Source organism: Paenibacillus sp. GCM10012306 (genome assembly GCF_042649265.1).
Lineage (GTDB): Bacteria > Bacillota > Bacilli > Paenibacillales > Paenibacillaceae > Paenibacillus_AQ.
Genome location: NZ_JBHRYW010000007.1, coordinates 106,910 through 122,226, shown reverse-complemented (window position 1 = coordinate 122,226; position 15,317 = coordinate 106,910). Strand labels below are relative to the sequence as shown.

Below are 15,317 nucleotides of genomic sequence, written 5' to 3'. Positions count from 1 at the left end.
AGACGTCTAAGTCTCTCATCTATTGTCATAACCTAGAAAAAACTGCTATATTTATTGGGGATTACAAGAAATAGCGGGGTGCATCACATGGGGGATCGGCTTTGGAAATGGTATCGCTTCACATTTATACAGACGCCAATAGCAGCGCTGGTGATTATTGCCTTGCTGGTGGGAGGCATGTATGCGCTGATGACGGGGATTGAGGTTCGCCAGTACAGCTCGGCGCTGGGGACGATTGATGCGGACAGTAACTCAGAGGTTATCCATTTGAGTGTCTTGTTAGGCACCGGAACCCCTGAACTGCAGAGTAACGATGAAGTCGTGTGGTACACCGAAGAAAGCGGGAATCGTTATCCCGCCAAGGTGAACAGTATCCATGAGGAGGACCGGGGGACGATTGTGGTCATTCAGGTAGAACCTGCAGTGTGGGATCGGGCCAGCGCGGAAGGATCAGGGAAGCAGAAGCCATATGTCGTGGAGATTCCAGTCGGCAAACAGACGGTTATGCAGCGGCTTTTCCAGAAAGGGGATAGTCATGGGGAATAACACTCAGCAATCGGTGTGGTCACAGCTCCGCATGTTATGGCCCATTATCCGCAGGTATCGACTGCCATTAATCAATCTGTTTCTATGTGTGCTCGTCACATCCGTTGTTGGCATGGTTTATCCTTACATATTTGGTCTGTTGGTTGATGAGGTTTTCTATCATCGGAACATGTCCTTCTTCTTATTTATTGTAGCAGGCTATGGTTTGATCTATATCTGTGAGCAAGGGCTTCACCTGGTACTTAACAGTGTGTGGACCTATCTGGTCACACGCTTCACATTTGATATCCGTAAAAAGCTGTATGATAAGCTGCTCACCCTGAAGTCCACCTTTTTTCATAATAGTCGTACAGGGGACCTGATGACGATCCTTAACCGGGATACAGAAGAGGTCATGGAGTTTATTCATTGGAACATTTTTTATTTATCGGCGAACGCCCTTAGACTGCTAACAGCTGTAGCGTTTGTCTTATACGCGAACGTGTATCTAGGACTGCTTATGGTGGTTGTCATTCCTGTGGTTACCTTTACTACACTTGCATTTAACCGGGCCACGAAGTCACGAATGGAGCGGCAGCGCAAACAATATGGGAAGCTGATGAGCTGGTGTGTAGAGATGCTTGGCGGATTACGTGATATTCGCTTGATGGGTGCTGACCGTTATACTACCCGCCAATTTGTCCATCAACTTGCCGATTATATGCGGCTTAAGAATCAAACTAGCAGCATCGGGTTCTTCTCCGAACGTGCAGTTAGCTTGGTTGCGCTCGTATCCGACCTGATTCTGTACATAACTGCAAGTATCCTCATTGTGAATGGTCAGCTGACGGTAGGCGGGTTCGTGGCGATGATTGAATACTTTGCCAGAGCGAGTGGCCTACTGAAGAATATGTCAGGAGCTGGCGCGAGACTGCAGCAAAATAAAGTAGCCCTTGAACGCGTGAGGGGCCTTCTGCTTGAGCAAGAAGAGGATCGCTCGCTGAATTCCCCTGATCTGTTGATCACAAAAGGCAATGTAGAATTCTCGAAGGTTTCGTTTGGTTATCGGAAAGAGACGCCAGTCCTTCGCGATTTAAGCCTAAGCATTCCAGGCGGGCAAACGGTAGCGATTGTAGGAAAAAGCGGAAGCGGCAAAAGCACGCTGATCTCGCTGCTTCTTCGTCTGTACGATCCGGAGGAAGGAGAGATTCGGATTGACGGGATGCCGATTCAGCATTGCCGGTTGGCTTCGATCCGCCGTTCAATTGTGGTGGCGCTACAGGAGCCATATCTGTTCGAAGGCACGATTCGCGACAATTTGCTGTGGGGCAATGCACAACAAAGTGATCAGATGTTATGGCATGCCTGTGAGCAAGCTGCGATCCATGACTATATTCTCAAACTGCCGCATGGACTGGACACAAAGGTAGGAGGGACCGAGGGCATATCCATGTCGGGAGGTCAAAAGCAACGGATAGCCCTTGCGCGAACATTTATGAAGCAGCCGAGAATGGTCATCTTTGACGAAGCAACATCCGCATTGGATGGGGAAACGGAGCAGGTGGTCAGAGATAGCTGGCGCAAGCTGGGTCGTCAGACGACGATCATCATCATCGCTCACCGCCTTTCGACGATTAGGGAAGCTGATCAGGTGGCTGTGCTGGATGAGGGACGAATCGTTGCTTATGGACATCATGAGGAGCTACTTCAGAGGAGCAGTGCCTACCGTAAGCTTTTTGCAGAACAGTATACAGAATACGGGGAGGTCATAGGTAGATGAAGCAGTCGCTAACGATACGTATGCAATGGTTCCGATCGTTCAAGCCGGAGTGGAGACAGCATCGGTTATTGTTCGGCGGATTGATTGGAGCGAATGCGATGCTACTCCTGCTGGGGCTAGCCTCTCCACTGCTATTCAAGCTTTTAGTGGACCGGGTAATGATCGGCCGTGAGCTTGGGTTGCTTTGGTACATTGGCATAGGATATATCCTCCTGTATGTCATAGAGAGCGCAGTGACGGGTGGACAACTGGTGGCACAGAATAAACTTTCCAATCGATTGACCTTCGCAGTCCGCAGGAAAGTGTGGGCTCGGTTTATACATATGCCGTTCGAGAACTATGAACAACAGAATTCAGGTGACCTGAAGAATAGAATCGACCAAGACGTTGAAGCTGTAGATCGCCTGTTTAAATCCCATCTGCTTGATTATGGTTATAGCGTTGCTTTTCTGGTGTCCAGCGCATTACTGATGGCATGGTTTAGTTGGAAGCTGACATTGTTTGGCTTGCTGATGGTGCCACTATCCTTCTGGATGACTAAGTGGCTGGGAAAAGGAGCGAAGGAAGCCGCAGAGAACTACAGGGAGACGTTTGGACGATACGAGGGATGGCTGCAGCATTCGATTCGCGCCTGGAAAGAAGTTAAGGTAAATGGGATGGAGAAAAGGAGCTCGCTAGCCTTCACCGAGTATTGGCATGAGCTCAGCGGGTTATTTTTCAAACGTCATATGTATTGGTACGGCAATCGCTCATTTCAAGCCCTTAAGGATTTCTTTATTACACGCATGAACCTGTACTTTGTGGGTGGTCTGCTGATCATTCATGGGGATATGACGATAGGCAGTCTCCTGGTGTTCATGAAGTATTACGAACAGTGCTTCACACAGCTTGCCAAAATTATGGATCTAGATATGAAGCTCATGGACGATATCCCCTCTCTCCAAAAGGTGAAGGATACGCTGGAGGAAGCTAAGTCAGAGAAGAAGAGTTCGCAACTGAATATGAAACCATTTCTTCTGCCAGGAGCGGGATCGATTTCCTTTGAAAATGTGAGCTTTCGATATGGGAATGCTGCAAAATCGGCGCTGCAAGGCATTACTTTCCGTATTGAAGCAGGGACGAAGGTAGCTATTGTCGGTCGAAGCGGCTCAGGTAAAAGCACGCTGATGAAGCTGCTGCTAGGGATGTATCAACCTGATTCAGGGCGCATCGTTCTAGAGGAACGCGATATTTCAACCATTCGGCATCTTGAGCTGCACCGGGAGATCGGCGTTGTGATGCAGGATTCTAATATTTTCAACATGTCAGTGCTGGAAAATGTACGTCTGGCCAGGCCCTCGGCTACCGACCTTGAAGTTACCGAAGCCTGTGCGGCAGCGCAGATGGACGAATTTATCCTTAAGCTGCCACAGCAGTATGAGACGATGATCGGTGAGCGTGGTGTTCAGCTCTCGGGAGGACAGAAGCAGCGGCTCGCCTTGGCCCGGATGATGTTATCGCAAGCCAGGATCGTTGTCCTGGATGAAGCCACTTCACAGCTCGATCAGGAATCGGAAAATGGGATCAACCGAACTCTGGATCAATTGGCTGGCGAACGGACCGTTGTTATTGTGGCTCACCGTTTCTCATCGGTTAAGCAAGCGGAACGAATCGTGCTTTTGGATGACGGGATGCTGCTGGACGAGGGCAGCCATGAAGAACTGTGGGCTCGAAGCGAGACATATCGAAGTTTGTTTACTCATAACCGGCGGGAGAGCGAGGCGGGGTAAGCTCCGGGTAACCCTCTTTGTTCGGACGAACGTCTACCCATTATGATGAAATGGGATTGCTGATTGAAATTGTGATTATCGGAAATTATAGTATACACATGTTCAGTAGTCGATAGGAGCTTCAATATACAGCGGCACGAATTGGAGGCATTACGATGGTGCATTACAGATTAGCTGAAGAACATGAATTAACACAAATAGCGGTGCTATTTGATGAAGCTTTTAAAGGATATCCACTCTTCAGCGTAATGGTAAGCAGTAACAAGAGTAACGAGGATTTCTTTTATCAGATGCATCTCGTAAATACAAAGGCGTATTATCGCCAGCATTGCTGTCTGGTAGCAGTTGATGGAGAGCAAATCGTAGCTGCAGCTTTACTGAAGCATCGTGATAAGCCTGATATTGGATTTTGGGACTTTGTGCTTGCCGGAGGTCTCAAGTTATTGTGGAGTGCGGGGGTCTCGCGGATTCGAAATCTCATGGAAGTGATGGATGAGGCCAAGCATGCATTTGTGGATTTAAAAGAACCCTATTGGTACTTGGAGTCCTTTGCGGTAGCGCCACATTATCAAAGCCAGCATTTGGGTAGCAAAATGATAGAGGACTGTATCCTCCCCTACATCGCGAAAAACGGCGGGGGCGACTTAACCTTGATTACCAACACCGATAGCAATCGAATATTTTATACTAAACGCGGGTTTTCGGAGTTCGGTGAATCTGTGATTAGCAGATACGGTCTGGAAGTTGGCAACTGGAGCTATATAATAAAAGTTCACTGAGGTCATGGCTAATATAGAACGGAGTGATCATATGATAGTTCAAAATGGTAGCTTAGCGGTGCGTGCACTAGAGCCAAGGGATAATGTCTTGTTAGTGAAATGGCTGTCGGATCCCACAGTGCTGGAATTTTATGCAGGAAGGGACGACCCTCATGATCTGGACAAGGTGAATGCGGTATTTTACGCTCAAGAAGACGATGAGGTTAGATGTATTATCGAGTATGATGCTAAAGAGATAGGATACATTCAATTCTATCCGCTAGATGACGAAACCAAGAGGGAATATGGCTATGAGGATGAGAAAATCTATGGAATGGATCAATTCATAGGCGAAGTCGATTATTGGAATAAAGGTATCGGGACATTGCTCATTACGTCTATGGTTAAATTTCTGACCGGAGATCGCCGAGCAGATGCGGTGGTTATGGACCCACAGACAAGAAACGTCAGGGCTATCCGGTGTTATGAAAAATGCGGGTTTAGAAAAGTAAAGCTTTTACCGAAAAATGAACTGCACGAAGGAGAGTATCAGGATTGTTGGCTGATTGAGTACCGATGAGACCTGCGCTGTAGAACAATAAAGGTCGATGCATCCAAACCGAGCTTCCGAATCTTGCATACACTATATCAAAATTCTTCCTGACATTGATAGGGAGAACTTTTGAGGTGTAGGAGAGGAGGAACAGACAAGATGGGGATTCTAACTACTGGTCCGATTGTGAATGCTCCTGTTAATGGGGAGAGACCGACGCAAACGGTAACGATTAAGATTGTGAACAACGATCCGGTGAACACTTCCACAGTGTTACTAGAAGGGTATTATCTGAATGGTACGAGAACTTTATATGTACTTGAGGATTTTTCAGTAGGTCCTAATGAGGTCATCACTCACAATAACTATGCTAATTTGGATGGTTATGAGTTTCTGTTCACCGTCGGTGATGATGTTGCACGTCAGACTGAAATCTCGGTATGGGGCAAGAATGCGAACGGAGAATTGGTGGATGCGCATCGATTGGTATCTTCCGAGGTGAAATGCTAAATGGTTGCTGAGTTTGATAGTCATAGAGAAACAGCCCTGCGTTCTCTGATTCCGTTCAGAAGCTCGCAGGGCTGTTTTTTCTAAAACATTTCAAATAGCGAGCAGGTTATGTTCGAACATGTGAAATATCGCTACCTGAATCGCTCCTACCACAGCCACTGACTGAATCATTGCCCTCCACTGGAATTGACGCAGCTATGGCTGCACCCAGCATTCAGGTTATGTCCGCTCGGATTGGAGGGTCCATCAGGATTAGGACTATCCTCCTCATGCGGGTGTGTATAGTTCTGAAACAAATCTGGCCCGGAGGTCGCTATGAAGCCTGCGGAGTCATCATTGCTGTATTTTGCTGATTTTCCGCTGTTTTTTTTGCCGTTATCTCGTAAAATGGTTTGCATAATGATAAGCACCAGCACACCAATCGCTAAAATTCCAACGCCCATTCCATCGCTCCTTTTAAAAAGGACTTTAAGGCCTTCTTCAGAATTGTACCACATTCCCCGAAGCGTGAGAGCCGAAATGTACAGAAAGGGAGGGCTTGCGTTCCAGTCTCCAATTTGCTAACATGTAATGTAACTTAATCAATGTTTGGTTTTCTAGGGTTCCGCAGCTTGTCTAAGCTGGTCTGGTCCGAGGGAAAACGCACGGATCGTGAGATTCGTGTTCACACGGAGGGATAAAAGCCCGGGAGGAATCGTCTATTCATGACGAGCGCCTCCCGGGCTTCTTTTATTGTGCTGCAGTGAGAAAGTTAAGGACTAATAAGGGGGAGAGACAGGTGAAGAATAATCTGGATTGGGCCAAGGTTGTGGTCGCGGCCTGCTTTGAGGTGATCTGGGTCATCGGCCTGAAGCATGCCTCCGCTCCATGGGAGTGGCTTGTCACGATCATTGCGATTGTTATCAGCTTCTACGGCATGATTTCGGCCAGTCAAAAGCTACCTGTAGGTACGGTCTACGCTGTATTCGTTGGCCTTGGTACAGCGGGTACAATTATGGCGGAAATGATCTGGTTCGGGGAACCGTTCAAGCTGTTGAAATTGGTACTGGTACTGATTCTGCTGGCTGGTGTCGTGGGCCTGAAGCTCGTTACCAAGGAAGAACCTAGCAAGGAGGTGGCTTAAGTGGCATGGTTATTTCTCGTGGTAGCCGGACTGTTAGAAATGTTCGGCGTAACGATGATTAACAAATTGAACAAGGACCGCAACTGGCAGGCCCTGTGTCTGCTGCTGCTTGGTTTTGGTGGGAGTTTTCTCTTTCTGGCGCTGGCAATGGAGAGCCTCCCGATGGGGACAGCCTATGCAGTTTGGACAGGAATTGGTGCCTCTGGCGGGGCCATTCTAGGCATGCTGCTCTACGGTGAGCCGAGAAACTGGAGGCGGATTGTTTTTATCGTGATGATTCTCGGTGCGGCGGTTGGGCTAAAGGCGATAGCTTAGTGTTCTCATAAATATTATATATTTAGACACGTCCTCCAGGTTTCGATCGTTTCAAGGGGGTAAGTATAGTAAGTAAGTATACAACTCATTCATTAAGGGGACTTCAAACATGAACTGGCAGGTCAGTGAAGAAGAATTGGAAGACATCAGACAGGCCAATCGGAAGAGTCGCATTCAGCTTCCGGATGGTGCTTCAGTGCCCAGAATCGGCCAAGGAACCTGGAATATGGGCGACACATCTTCCGCAAGAGAAGAAGAGATTGCCACGTTGAGGCTCGGCATAGAACTTGGCCTGGATCTCATCGACACAGCCGAGATGTATGGTGACGGCAGATCGGAGGAGATGATCAGCGAGGCGATTAAAGGTATACGAGATAAAGTCTTTCTTGTCTCGAAGGTATATCCGCATAATGCCGGTAAGGAGCGGCTGGCCCGGAGCTGCGAAGAAAGCCTGAAACGACTGAACACGGATCACCTCGACCTTTACTTACTGCACTGGCGTGGCGAAATCCCGCTGGAGGAGACAGTGGAGGGCATGGAGGCATTGGTGGCCGCCGGCAAGATTGCCAGATGGGGCGTATCCAACCTGGATATTGAGGAGATGCAGGAACTTCAGCGCATTGCGAAGGGAAGCCATTGTATGGTAAATCAGGTGCTATATCATCTCGGTTCGCGGGGCATCGAGAATGAGCTTCTGCCCTGGATGAACGGACACAAGATTCCGCTCATGGCCTATTCGCCCCTTGCGCAGGCGGGGGCTCTCCGCAAGGGGCTGGTGGAGAATGAGGTTGTCCGTGAGATTGCAGATCATCATCAGGTGACACCTCTACAAGTACTGCTGGCTTGGACAATTCGTGAGGATCTGGTCATGGCCATCCCTAAGGCGTCCTCCCGAAAACATGTACTGGAGAATGCAGCAGCTGCAAAGATTAAGCTCAATAATGACGAATTGTTAAAGCTGGATTATGCGTTTCCGCAACCTTCCTGGAAAGTACCGTTGGATATGGTTTGATAATCAATGGGAAAAAAGAATATACGCTTGGTTTGTATTTGTAACCGGCCTGCATTTGCCGCCTATACAGGGCAGCAGAAATTGCAGGCCGGTTTTGATTTATGTAAGCTATGCTTCAGGTCGGTATTCTATTATTGAGGTGTATGATTTCACCATTACTTGGAGAAATTAACGTTAATCTTGTGCTGTCAATAGCAGAGAGATAAGTCGAAAGTCGTGAATATCTGGAAGGCTGAAAGGCGATTTTTCCGCGCCGTTCTGCGGCTTTTCGGGCGTTTGATTCCAATTGGCAGGAATTCTTAAATGTTGTCAACAACGTTCATGACGAAACCGTGTTTTCAATTTGGTGACAAAGAAAGCGCTTTGATTTACGATGTGGTCATAGGGGATTTCCTTTACACCGAAGACGTAAAGATGTCCCGCTTGAATAAATTTTAAGGGGGCTTATTGCAATGGCCACGGAAACAAAACAATCTTCATCCGGTGGTGCACGGGTGAAAGTCCAACAATTTGGCCGTACCCTTAGCGGTATGGTTATGCCGAATATCGGGGCATTTATCGCTTGGGGCTTGATTACGGCTTTATTCATTCCAACTGGCTGGTGGCCGAATGAGAAGCTGGCAACCCTGGTTGGCCCAATGATTACTTATCTACTGCCGCTGTTAATTGGTTACACGGGCGGAACGATGATTCACGGCAAGCGCGGTGGCGTAATCGGGGCAATTGTTACTATGGGTGTCATCGTGGGTGCATCAATCCCAATGTTCCTTGGAGCAATGATTGTTGGACCTTTGTCAGGCTGGATACTGAAGCAGTTCGACAAGGCTGTGGAAGGTAAGATCAGAGCAGGCTTTGAGATGCTGGTCAACAACTTCTCGATTGGTATTATCGGAGGTATTCTGGCTATCGTGTCCTTCAAGGGGATCGGGCCGCTGATTCAAGCTTTGACGAACGCATTGTCCTCAGGTGTAGAATTCTTGGTGAACCATCACCTGCTGCCACTCGTTAACATTATTATCGAGCCAGCAAAAATTTTGTTCCTGAACAACGCGATCAACCATGGTATTCTTACACCAATTGCTGCTGAAGAATCCTTGAGACTGGGAAAATCCATTCTGTACATGCTGGAATCCAACCCAGGTCCGGGTCTCGGTGTTTTGCTGGCCTACTGGCTGGTTGGACGCGGTTCCGCTAAGGCTTCCGCACCAGGTGCAGTTATCATTCACTTCCTGGGTGGTATTCATGAGATTTACTTCCCGTACATTCTGATGAATCCGCGCCTGATCCTGGCGGTTATCGGTGGTGGTGTGTCCGGTACGTTCACCTTCCAGATGCTTGGTGCAGGTCTGACAGGTGCAACTTCTCCAGGCAGTATCATTTCTTACATCGCCATGACGCCTAAAGGTGGTTACCTGCCGATGTTCGCCGGAGTCATTGTAGCAACTGTTGTATCCTTCCTTATCGCTTCTGTTCTTCTCAAGACAAGCAAGAAGAATAACGAAGAGAATGATATTGAAGAAGCAACAGCCAAAATGCAAGACATGAAAGCTGCCGGAAACACCGCAGCTCCAGTAGCAGCAGCTCCACAAGCTAGTGCAAACGCAAGTGCAGCGAGCACAGGAAACGTTCGCCGCAAAGAAGATGTGAATAAGATTGTCTTCGCTTGTGATGCAGGTATGGGTTCCAGTGCGATGGGGGCCTCCGTGCTGAGAAAGAAATTGCAGGCCGCAGGGGTTAACATTACAGTTGTGAACTCCGCAGTCAGTGAAATTCCAGCGGATGCCGATATTGTTGTCACCCAAAAAACGCTGACTGACCGCGCGATTGCCAGCAATCCAAAGGCGGAGCACATCTCTATCGACAACTTCCTGAAGAGTCCGAAGTACGATGAGCTTGTCGAGCGTTTGAAATAAGTGATAAATGTGTAGGATAATCAATCAAGAGTAGTTTAGGATTAAATAAGGGAGACGCTGGCGGCATTTATGCCAGCGTTTGTCTCCATGTAGGCGAGGGTTCCGGGAATGAGGAAAATGACCGCCAGACAGCGACAAATGATAGGACTTCTCCTTGGGGTGAACGAAGAGATCACCGCTGCCGAGATCGCTGCGGACACTGGAGTCAGTGTCCGCACCGTTCACCGGGAAATGGAGGATATTGAGGGCATCCTGAAGGATTTTGGTCTGGACTTGAGTAGGAAATCCGGGAAGGGAATTCAGCTCAGTGGTCCGGAAGATGGCCTTGAGGAATTACGGATATACTTGCGGGAAGAGAAGCCGGCGGAATATTCCGGGGAGGATCGCAAGATCTATGAGCTATGCTCCCTGCTGGAAGCGGAAGAGCCGGTAAAGCTCTTTGCACTGGCTCATTCGCTGAAAGTGACCGTAGCGACTATCAGCTATGATCTGGATGAACTCGAGCCGTGGGTGCGCAAATTTGGTCTGAAGCTCGTCCGAAGGCGCGGATATGGCGTGGAAATTACCGGCACCGAAGTGGATAAACGCCGGGCTATTGGCCGTCTGGCTGCTGAGCATCTGGACCAGTCGGACCTGGTTGGCCATTTGATGCCTGCACAAGGTAATCCGGTGTTCACTATGCTGCTGTCTAGTGTGGGCAAGAACAAACTGATGGATGTAGAGAATACGCTCTGGGATATGGAATGGAAATGGACCGCGGAGCTGCCCGAAATCGTCTATATGGAGCTGCTGCTGGGGCTGTCAGTAACCGTAAGACGGATATGCATTGGCAGGGAAATCGATCTCACGGAAGATGTGGGGTACCCGCGGATGTCAGACCATCGGAATATTGCTGCTTCGGAGCAATTCGTTCATCAACTGAATCATATCCTGGGTCTGACATTTCCGCGAACAGAAATTCTCTACATCGCGGGACTGTTCGATCGGGTGCAGGAGTCGTTCTCTTCCACCGGCTTTGCGTACGGGGACATCGAGCTAGTGGAGATTGTCTACAGACTCACGGATAGCATCGCGAGGCGGACTGGGGTTCCATTCCTGCGCGACCGTTCGCTTCGGGAGGGCGTGATCGAGCATATCAATCCCGCGCTGAAGCGGATTCGTGAAGGAACCCGTATCCGTAATCCCCTTCTGGGTCCGATCCGTAAGGATTTTGAGTATTTGTTCCAGACCGTCCGGGATTCGGTGGAAGATCTGAACCTGGATCTCGTCATTCCTGATGAGGAGATTGGCTTTCTGGTGATGCATTTTGGCGCATCTATGGAAAGACTGAATCAGCTCAGGCGCAGTGTGCGGGCCATTCTGGTCTGTGCCAGCGGACTGAGCTCTTCACGGCTGCTGGCCACCAGGCTTAATAAGGAGCTGCCGCAAATTGAGGTTATGGGCAATGTCTCCTGGTATGAGGCAGCTCGACTGCCGGAAGAGGATTATGACCTTATTATCTCGACCATCGATTTACCCTTGCCGGGTGATCGATATATTAAGATCAGCCCCCTGCTGACAGGGGAAGAAATAGAAAAGCTGATGAGCTATATACAAAATACTGTACCGAAAGAACGTGAAGAAACTCCTGCAGGTGAATCAGGGACTGTAGTTCGGGAAGAAGCTGCTTACGACCGAATGAAGAGTTATAGCGTCATCTTGGAAGAGATGATCAGTCTGATTGAACGCTTCCGTCTCTATTCGCTAGACAATAGCGGGATGAATCTGCCGGCTACCTTGGCCGTCATGCTCGACATGATTGCGGACTTTGGTGTGATCGGCGACACAGGGCTGGTGCTGGACCGGCTTTTGGAGCGGGAACGAATGGCCAGTCAGGTGATTCCAGATACTCGGCTGGCACTATTCCATACCCGTAGTAGCCATATTCATAAGTCTTCCCTGACCCTATACCGGTTGGAACAGCCGGTCAAGCTGGATGGTGAGACGGAAGTCAGGGTCATCCTGCTCATGCTTGCCCCGCGCAAGCTGTCCAAGGAAAGTCTGGAGGTCCTGAGCGAGATCAGCGCTATGCTGCTCAATTCAGAGCTGGTGAAGCTGCTGGAGGAAAGGGCGGAGTCGGAAATCCGGCGGTATCTGTCGTCCGAACTTTTACGTTTTTTCGAAAATAAACTTTGAAAGTGAGAGAAACCATATGAGTATACTGTCTGAGAATAAAGTAATGATGAACGCAACTGCCAAGGATAAATATGAAGCCATTCGAATGGCCGGGCAGTTATTGGTAGACGCAGGTCATGTAACCGAAGAATATATTCCGAAAATGCTGGACCGCGAAGAGGTAGTTTCCACTTACATGGGCGAAGGCTTGGCTATTCCGCACGGTACGAAGGAAGGCAGACCATTTATCAAATCCACTGGACTGTCGATTCTGCGCTTCCCGGATGGGGTGGACTTTGGCGGCGATGAACCTGCTTTTGTCGTGATTGGTATTGCCGCAGCTGGTGACGGACATATGGAGATCTTGACCAATGTAGCGATGATCTTCAGCGAAGATGATGCCATCGAGCGTGTCATGAGTGCAGCGACACCGGCCGATGTTCTTGCCATCTTCGAAGGAGGCTTGGAGTAATGAAGGCCGTACACTTTGGCGCAGGCAATATCGGCAGAGGGTTTATTGGCCTTCTGCTGTCCCAGGCCGGGTATGAGGTTACTTTCGTCGATGTGAATGAGGCATTCGTCTCGCAGCTTCAGCAGCGTGGTGAATATCCTGTTACTTTGGCCAGCGAAGGTCAGGAGACAGTTATTGTTCGTAATGTTACTGCACTCAGCAGTGTCACACACGGGGATGAAGTAGCGGCAGCTATTGCCGATGCTGATCTGGTGACTACCGCTGTAGGTGTATCCATTCTGAAACATATTGCAGGTGCCGTTGCGGAAGGGATTACCCGCCGGCTTGCCGGTTCCCCGGCCCCACTGCATGTCATTGCCTGCGAGAATGCCATCGGCGGCAGTGCACAGCTCAAGGAGCTGGTATATGCTAAGCTGGACGAAGAGACCAGACGCAAAGCGGATGCTTCAGTTGCATTTCCGAATGCCGCTGTGGACCGGATTGTCCCGCTGCAGCAGCATGAGGATATCCTGAAGGTGGTTGTCGAGCCATTCTATGAATGGGTAGTGGATGCTTCGCAGATGATTCCGGGCTACACACCTGTAAACGGGGTCCACTATGTAGATAACCTGGAGCCATACATCGAACGTAAACTGTTCACAGTGAACACTGGTCACTGTTCTGCGGCTTACTTGGGCTACTTGAAGGGCTATGAGACAATTCAGCAGGCGATGGCTGATGATGAGTTGACTGCACGTGTGCGGGAAGTGCTGGAAGAGACCGGTGCAGTTTTGGTGAACAAGCATGGGTTTGATAAGGCGGAGCACGGCAAGTATATTGATAAAATTCTGGAGCGTTTCCGTAATCCGGCGCTGACAGATGAAGTTTCTCGTGTCGGACGTTCTCCGATCCGCAAGCTGTCTCCGAACGATCGCCTCGTTTCTCCGGTCAGTCAGGCATATGCTGCAGGATTGGGCTTCACAGCACTGACACGTTCGATGGCAGCAGCGCTGCTGTTTGATGTTAAGGATGATCCGGAAGCAGTTGAGCTTCAGACTTCCCTTGCAGACATCGGACTATCGGAAACGGTAGCTAAATATACCGGTCTTGCTGCTGATCACAAGGTGCATCAGTCTGTCTTGGCGGAGTATGACAAGTTAAAGGCTAATTAGAACTGACCTTTGCTATAGCATTGAAATAAAGCATAAAACAAAGACGGCTGGGATCATCTCCCGGCCGTCTTTGTTTTATTTAAATATGCTTGTCCTGATCAGCTATTCTCCAGGATCGTCTGCAGGGTGGTCCGGTCAAGCCCTTCCACCAGCTTGATCAGCAGTTCCTTGGCGGCTGCGTAATCATCGCTGTGGATGACAGAGGAAGCCGTGTGGATATAGCGGGAGCAGATCCCGATTACCGCAGAAGGAATGCCGATACCGCTGACATGCACCTGTCCTGCATCCGTTCCGCCTTGGGAGACAAAATACTGATATTTGATACGGTGAGTATCGGCAGTATCCTGTACATACTCGATCAGACCGCGGTGGGTAATCATGGTTGGGTCGTAGATGCGCAGAAGCGCTCCCTGTCCAAGTTGGCCAAAGGCCTGACGATCACCAGTCATGTCGGCAGCTGCGCTAGCGTCCAGGCCGAAGAAAATATCCGGATTGAGCAGGTTGGCAGCTGTCCGGGCGCCCCGCAGGCCAACTTCTTCCTGCACGGTGGCTCCGGCGTATACGGTGTTCGGTAGCTTTTTACCGGATAGCTCTTTGACAAGCTCCAGAGCCAGTCCGACACCGTAGCGGTTATCCCAGGCTTTAGCAAGGATCTTCTTAGGATTGGCCAGTGGAGTGAACGGACAGATCGGCACGATCTGTTGACCTGGCTTTACGCCGAAGCTTTGAGCTTCCTCACGGCTGTCTGCACCGATGTCGATGTACATTTTGCCGATATCGCTTGTCTTGGTGCGCTCCTCATTGCTCAGCAGGTGGATCGGAGTGCTTCCTACTACCCCTGTCAGCGGACCATTCGGTGTAATGATGTGCAGCCTTTGGGAAGAGACAGCAGAGGAGAGCCATCCGCCTAGTGGCTGGAACTTGATCATTCCGTTGTCAGTGATGCCAGTAACCATAAAGCCGACTTCGTCGAAATGTCCCGCGACCATGATCTTAGGACCATTCTCTTCACCGCGTAGCACACCGAACAGGCTGCCGAGGCGGTCCTGGACGAATTCGTCGGTATAAGGGGACATAGCCTCTTTGACATAGGCGCGTAGCTCACGCTCGAAGCCCGGGGCTGAAGGGAATTCGGTAAGTGTTTTGAACAAATCGAGTGTTTCTTGATTCATATGCAATCGCTCCTTTACTAACGTATAGTATGAACATTTTGGAACGACTTGTCCACGTCTCGCGGATAAAACGACACAGGGCGTCGTCTCCACGAATACTATGCAGAAGT

The 15,317-nt window shown here is 49.4% G+C and carries 15 protein-coding genes and 1 riboswitch; of the genes, 13 read left to right on the top strand and 2 right to left on the bottom strand.

Annotation, left to right across the window (positions count from 1 at the left end; translation table 11 throughout):
* The first annotated feature begins 87 nt into the window (after window positions 1-87).
* From ACFORK_RS16480 to ACFORK_RS16455, 6 genes are all read left to right on the top strand, one after another.
* On the top strand, window positions 88-546 hold the full coding sequence (locus ACFORK_RS16480; protein ID WP_379200799.1) for a hypothetical protein: 459 nt from the start codon (window positions 88-90) through the stop codon (window positions 544-546).
* Window positions 536-2,305, top strand: a complete 1,770-nt coding sequence (locus tag ACFORK_RS16475) for an ABC transporter ATP-binding protein (RefSeq protein WP_379200797.1) — start codon at window positions 536-538, stop codon at window positions 2,303-2,305. Before ACFORK_RS16480 ends, ACFORK_RS16475 begins: the two co-directional genes overlap by 11 nt.
* Window positions 2,302-4,074 carry an ABC transporter ATP-binding protein gene (locus ACFORK_RS16470; protein ID WP_379200795.1) on the top strand — a complete coding sequence of 591 codons (1,773 nt, stop codon included), beginning with the start codon at window positions 2,302-2,304 and terminating at the stop codon, window positions 4,072-4,074. The genes ACFORK_RS16475 and ACFORK_RS16470 overlap by 4 nt, the downstream gene beginning before the upstream one ends.
* 155 nt (window positions 4,075-4,229) lie before the next feature.
* The gene (locus ACFORK_RS16465) at window positions 4,230-4,853 is read left to right on the top strand and encodes a GNAT family N-acetyltransferase (protein WP_379200792.1); all 624 of its coding nucleotides are present in this window, start codon (window positions 4,230-4,232) and stop codon (window positions 4,851-4,853) included.
* Between the two features lie 31 nt (window positions 4,854-4,884).
* The gene (locus tag ACFORK_RS16460; protein WP_379201237.1) at window positions 4,885-5,412 is read left to right on the top strand and encodes a GNAT family N-acetyltransferase; all 528 of its coding nucleotides are present in this window, start codon (window positions 4,885-4,887) and stop codon (window positions 5,410-5,412) included.
* Between the two features lie 132 nt (window positions 5,413-5,544).
* The gene (locus ACFORK_RS16455; RefSeq protein WP_379200790.1) at window positions 5,545-5,895 is read left to right on the top strand and encodes a hypothetical protein; all 351 of its coding nucleotides are present in this window, start codon (window positions 5,545-5,547) and stop codon (window positions 5,893-5,895) included.
* Window positions 5,896-6,062: 167 nt separating this feature from the next.
* On the opposite strand, the gene ACFORK_RS16450 is transcribed toward ACFORK_RS16455, so the two are convergent.
* Window positions 6,063-6,338: a hypothetical protein gene (locus ACFORK_RS16450; RefSeq protein ID WP_379200788.1), complete on the bottom strand. Its 276-nt coding sequence runs from the start codon at window positions 6,336-6,338 to the stop codon at window positions 6,063-6,065.
* A 142-nt stretch (window positions 6,339-6,480) separates the two neighbouring features.
* A riboswitch (guanidine-I (ykkC/yxkD leader) is annotated at window positions 6,481-6,588 on the top strand.
* Between the two features lie 85 nt (window positions 6,589-6,673).
* Here ACFORK_RS16450 and ACFORK_RS16445 point away from each other — a divergent pair.
* The 7 genes from ACFORK_RS16445 to ACFORK_RS16415 all read left to right on the top strand — a co-directional run bounded on the left by ACFORK_RS16445 (window position 6,674) and on the right by ACFORK_RS16415 (window position 14,035).
* A complete protein-coding gene (locus tag ACFORK_RS16445; protein ID WP_379200786.1) occupies window positions 6,674-7,018 on the top strand; it encodes a DMT family transporter in 345 nt (114 codons plus the stop codon).
* Window positions 7,019-7,333, top strand: coding sequence for a DMT family transporter (locus ACFORK_RS16440; protein WP_379200784.1), 315 nt, complete (start codon window positions 7,019-7,021; stop codon window positions 7,331-7,333).
* 109 nt (window positions 7,334-7,442) lie between these two features.
* Window positions 7,443-8,345, top strand: coding sequence for an aldo/keto reductase (locus ACFORK_RS16435; RefSeq protein ID WP_379200782.1), 903 nt, complete (start codon window positions 7,443-7,445; stop codon window positions 8,343-8,345).
* 452 nt (window positions 8,346-8,797) lie between these two features.
* The gene (locus ACFORK_RS16430; protein ID WP_379200780.1) at window positions 8,798-10,258 is read left to right on the top strand and encodes a PTS mannitol transporter subunit IIBC; all 1,461 of its coding nucleotides are present in this window, start codon (window positions 8,798-8,800) and stop codon (window positions 10,256-10,258) included.
* 108 nt (window positions 10,259-10,366) lie between these two features.
* Window positions 10,367-12,433 (top strand): BglG family transcription antiterminator, encoded by a 2,067-nt coding sequence (locus tag ACFORK_RS16425; protein ID WP_379200778.1) that lies wholly within the window; start codon window positions 10,367-10,369, stop codon window positions 12,431-12,433.
* A 16-nt stretch (window positions 12,434-12,449) separates the two neighbouring features.
* Complete coding sequence (locus ACFORK_RS16420) at window positions 12,450-12,884, top strand: PTS mannitol transporter subunit IIA (RefSeq protein WP_066373444.1); 435 nt, start codon at window positions 12,450-12,452, stop codon at window positions 12,882-12,884.
* Window positions 12,884-14,035 (top strand): mannitol-1-phosphate 5-dehydrogenase, encoded by a 1,152-nt coding sequence (locus ACFORK_RS16415; RefSeq protein WP_379200775.1) that lies wholly within the window; start codon window positions 12,884-12,886, stop codon window positions 14,033-14,035. Before ACFORK_RS16420 ends, ACFORK_RS16415 begins: the two co-directional genes overlap by 1 nt.
* A 98-nt stretch (window positions 14,036-14,133) precedes the next feature.
* Here the strand turns inward: ACFORK_RS16415 and ACFORK_RS16410 are convergent, their stop codons facing one another.
* Window positions 14,134-15,207, bottom strand: a complete 1,074-nt coding sequence (locus tag ACFORK_RS16410) for a M42 family metallopeptidase (RefSeq protein WP_379200773.1) — start codon at window positions 15,205-15,207, stop codon at window positions 14,134-14,136.
* Between the last annotated feature and the right edge of the window lie 110 nt (window positions 15,208-15,317).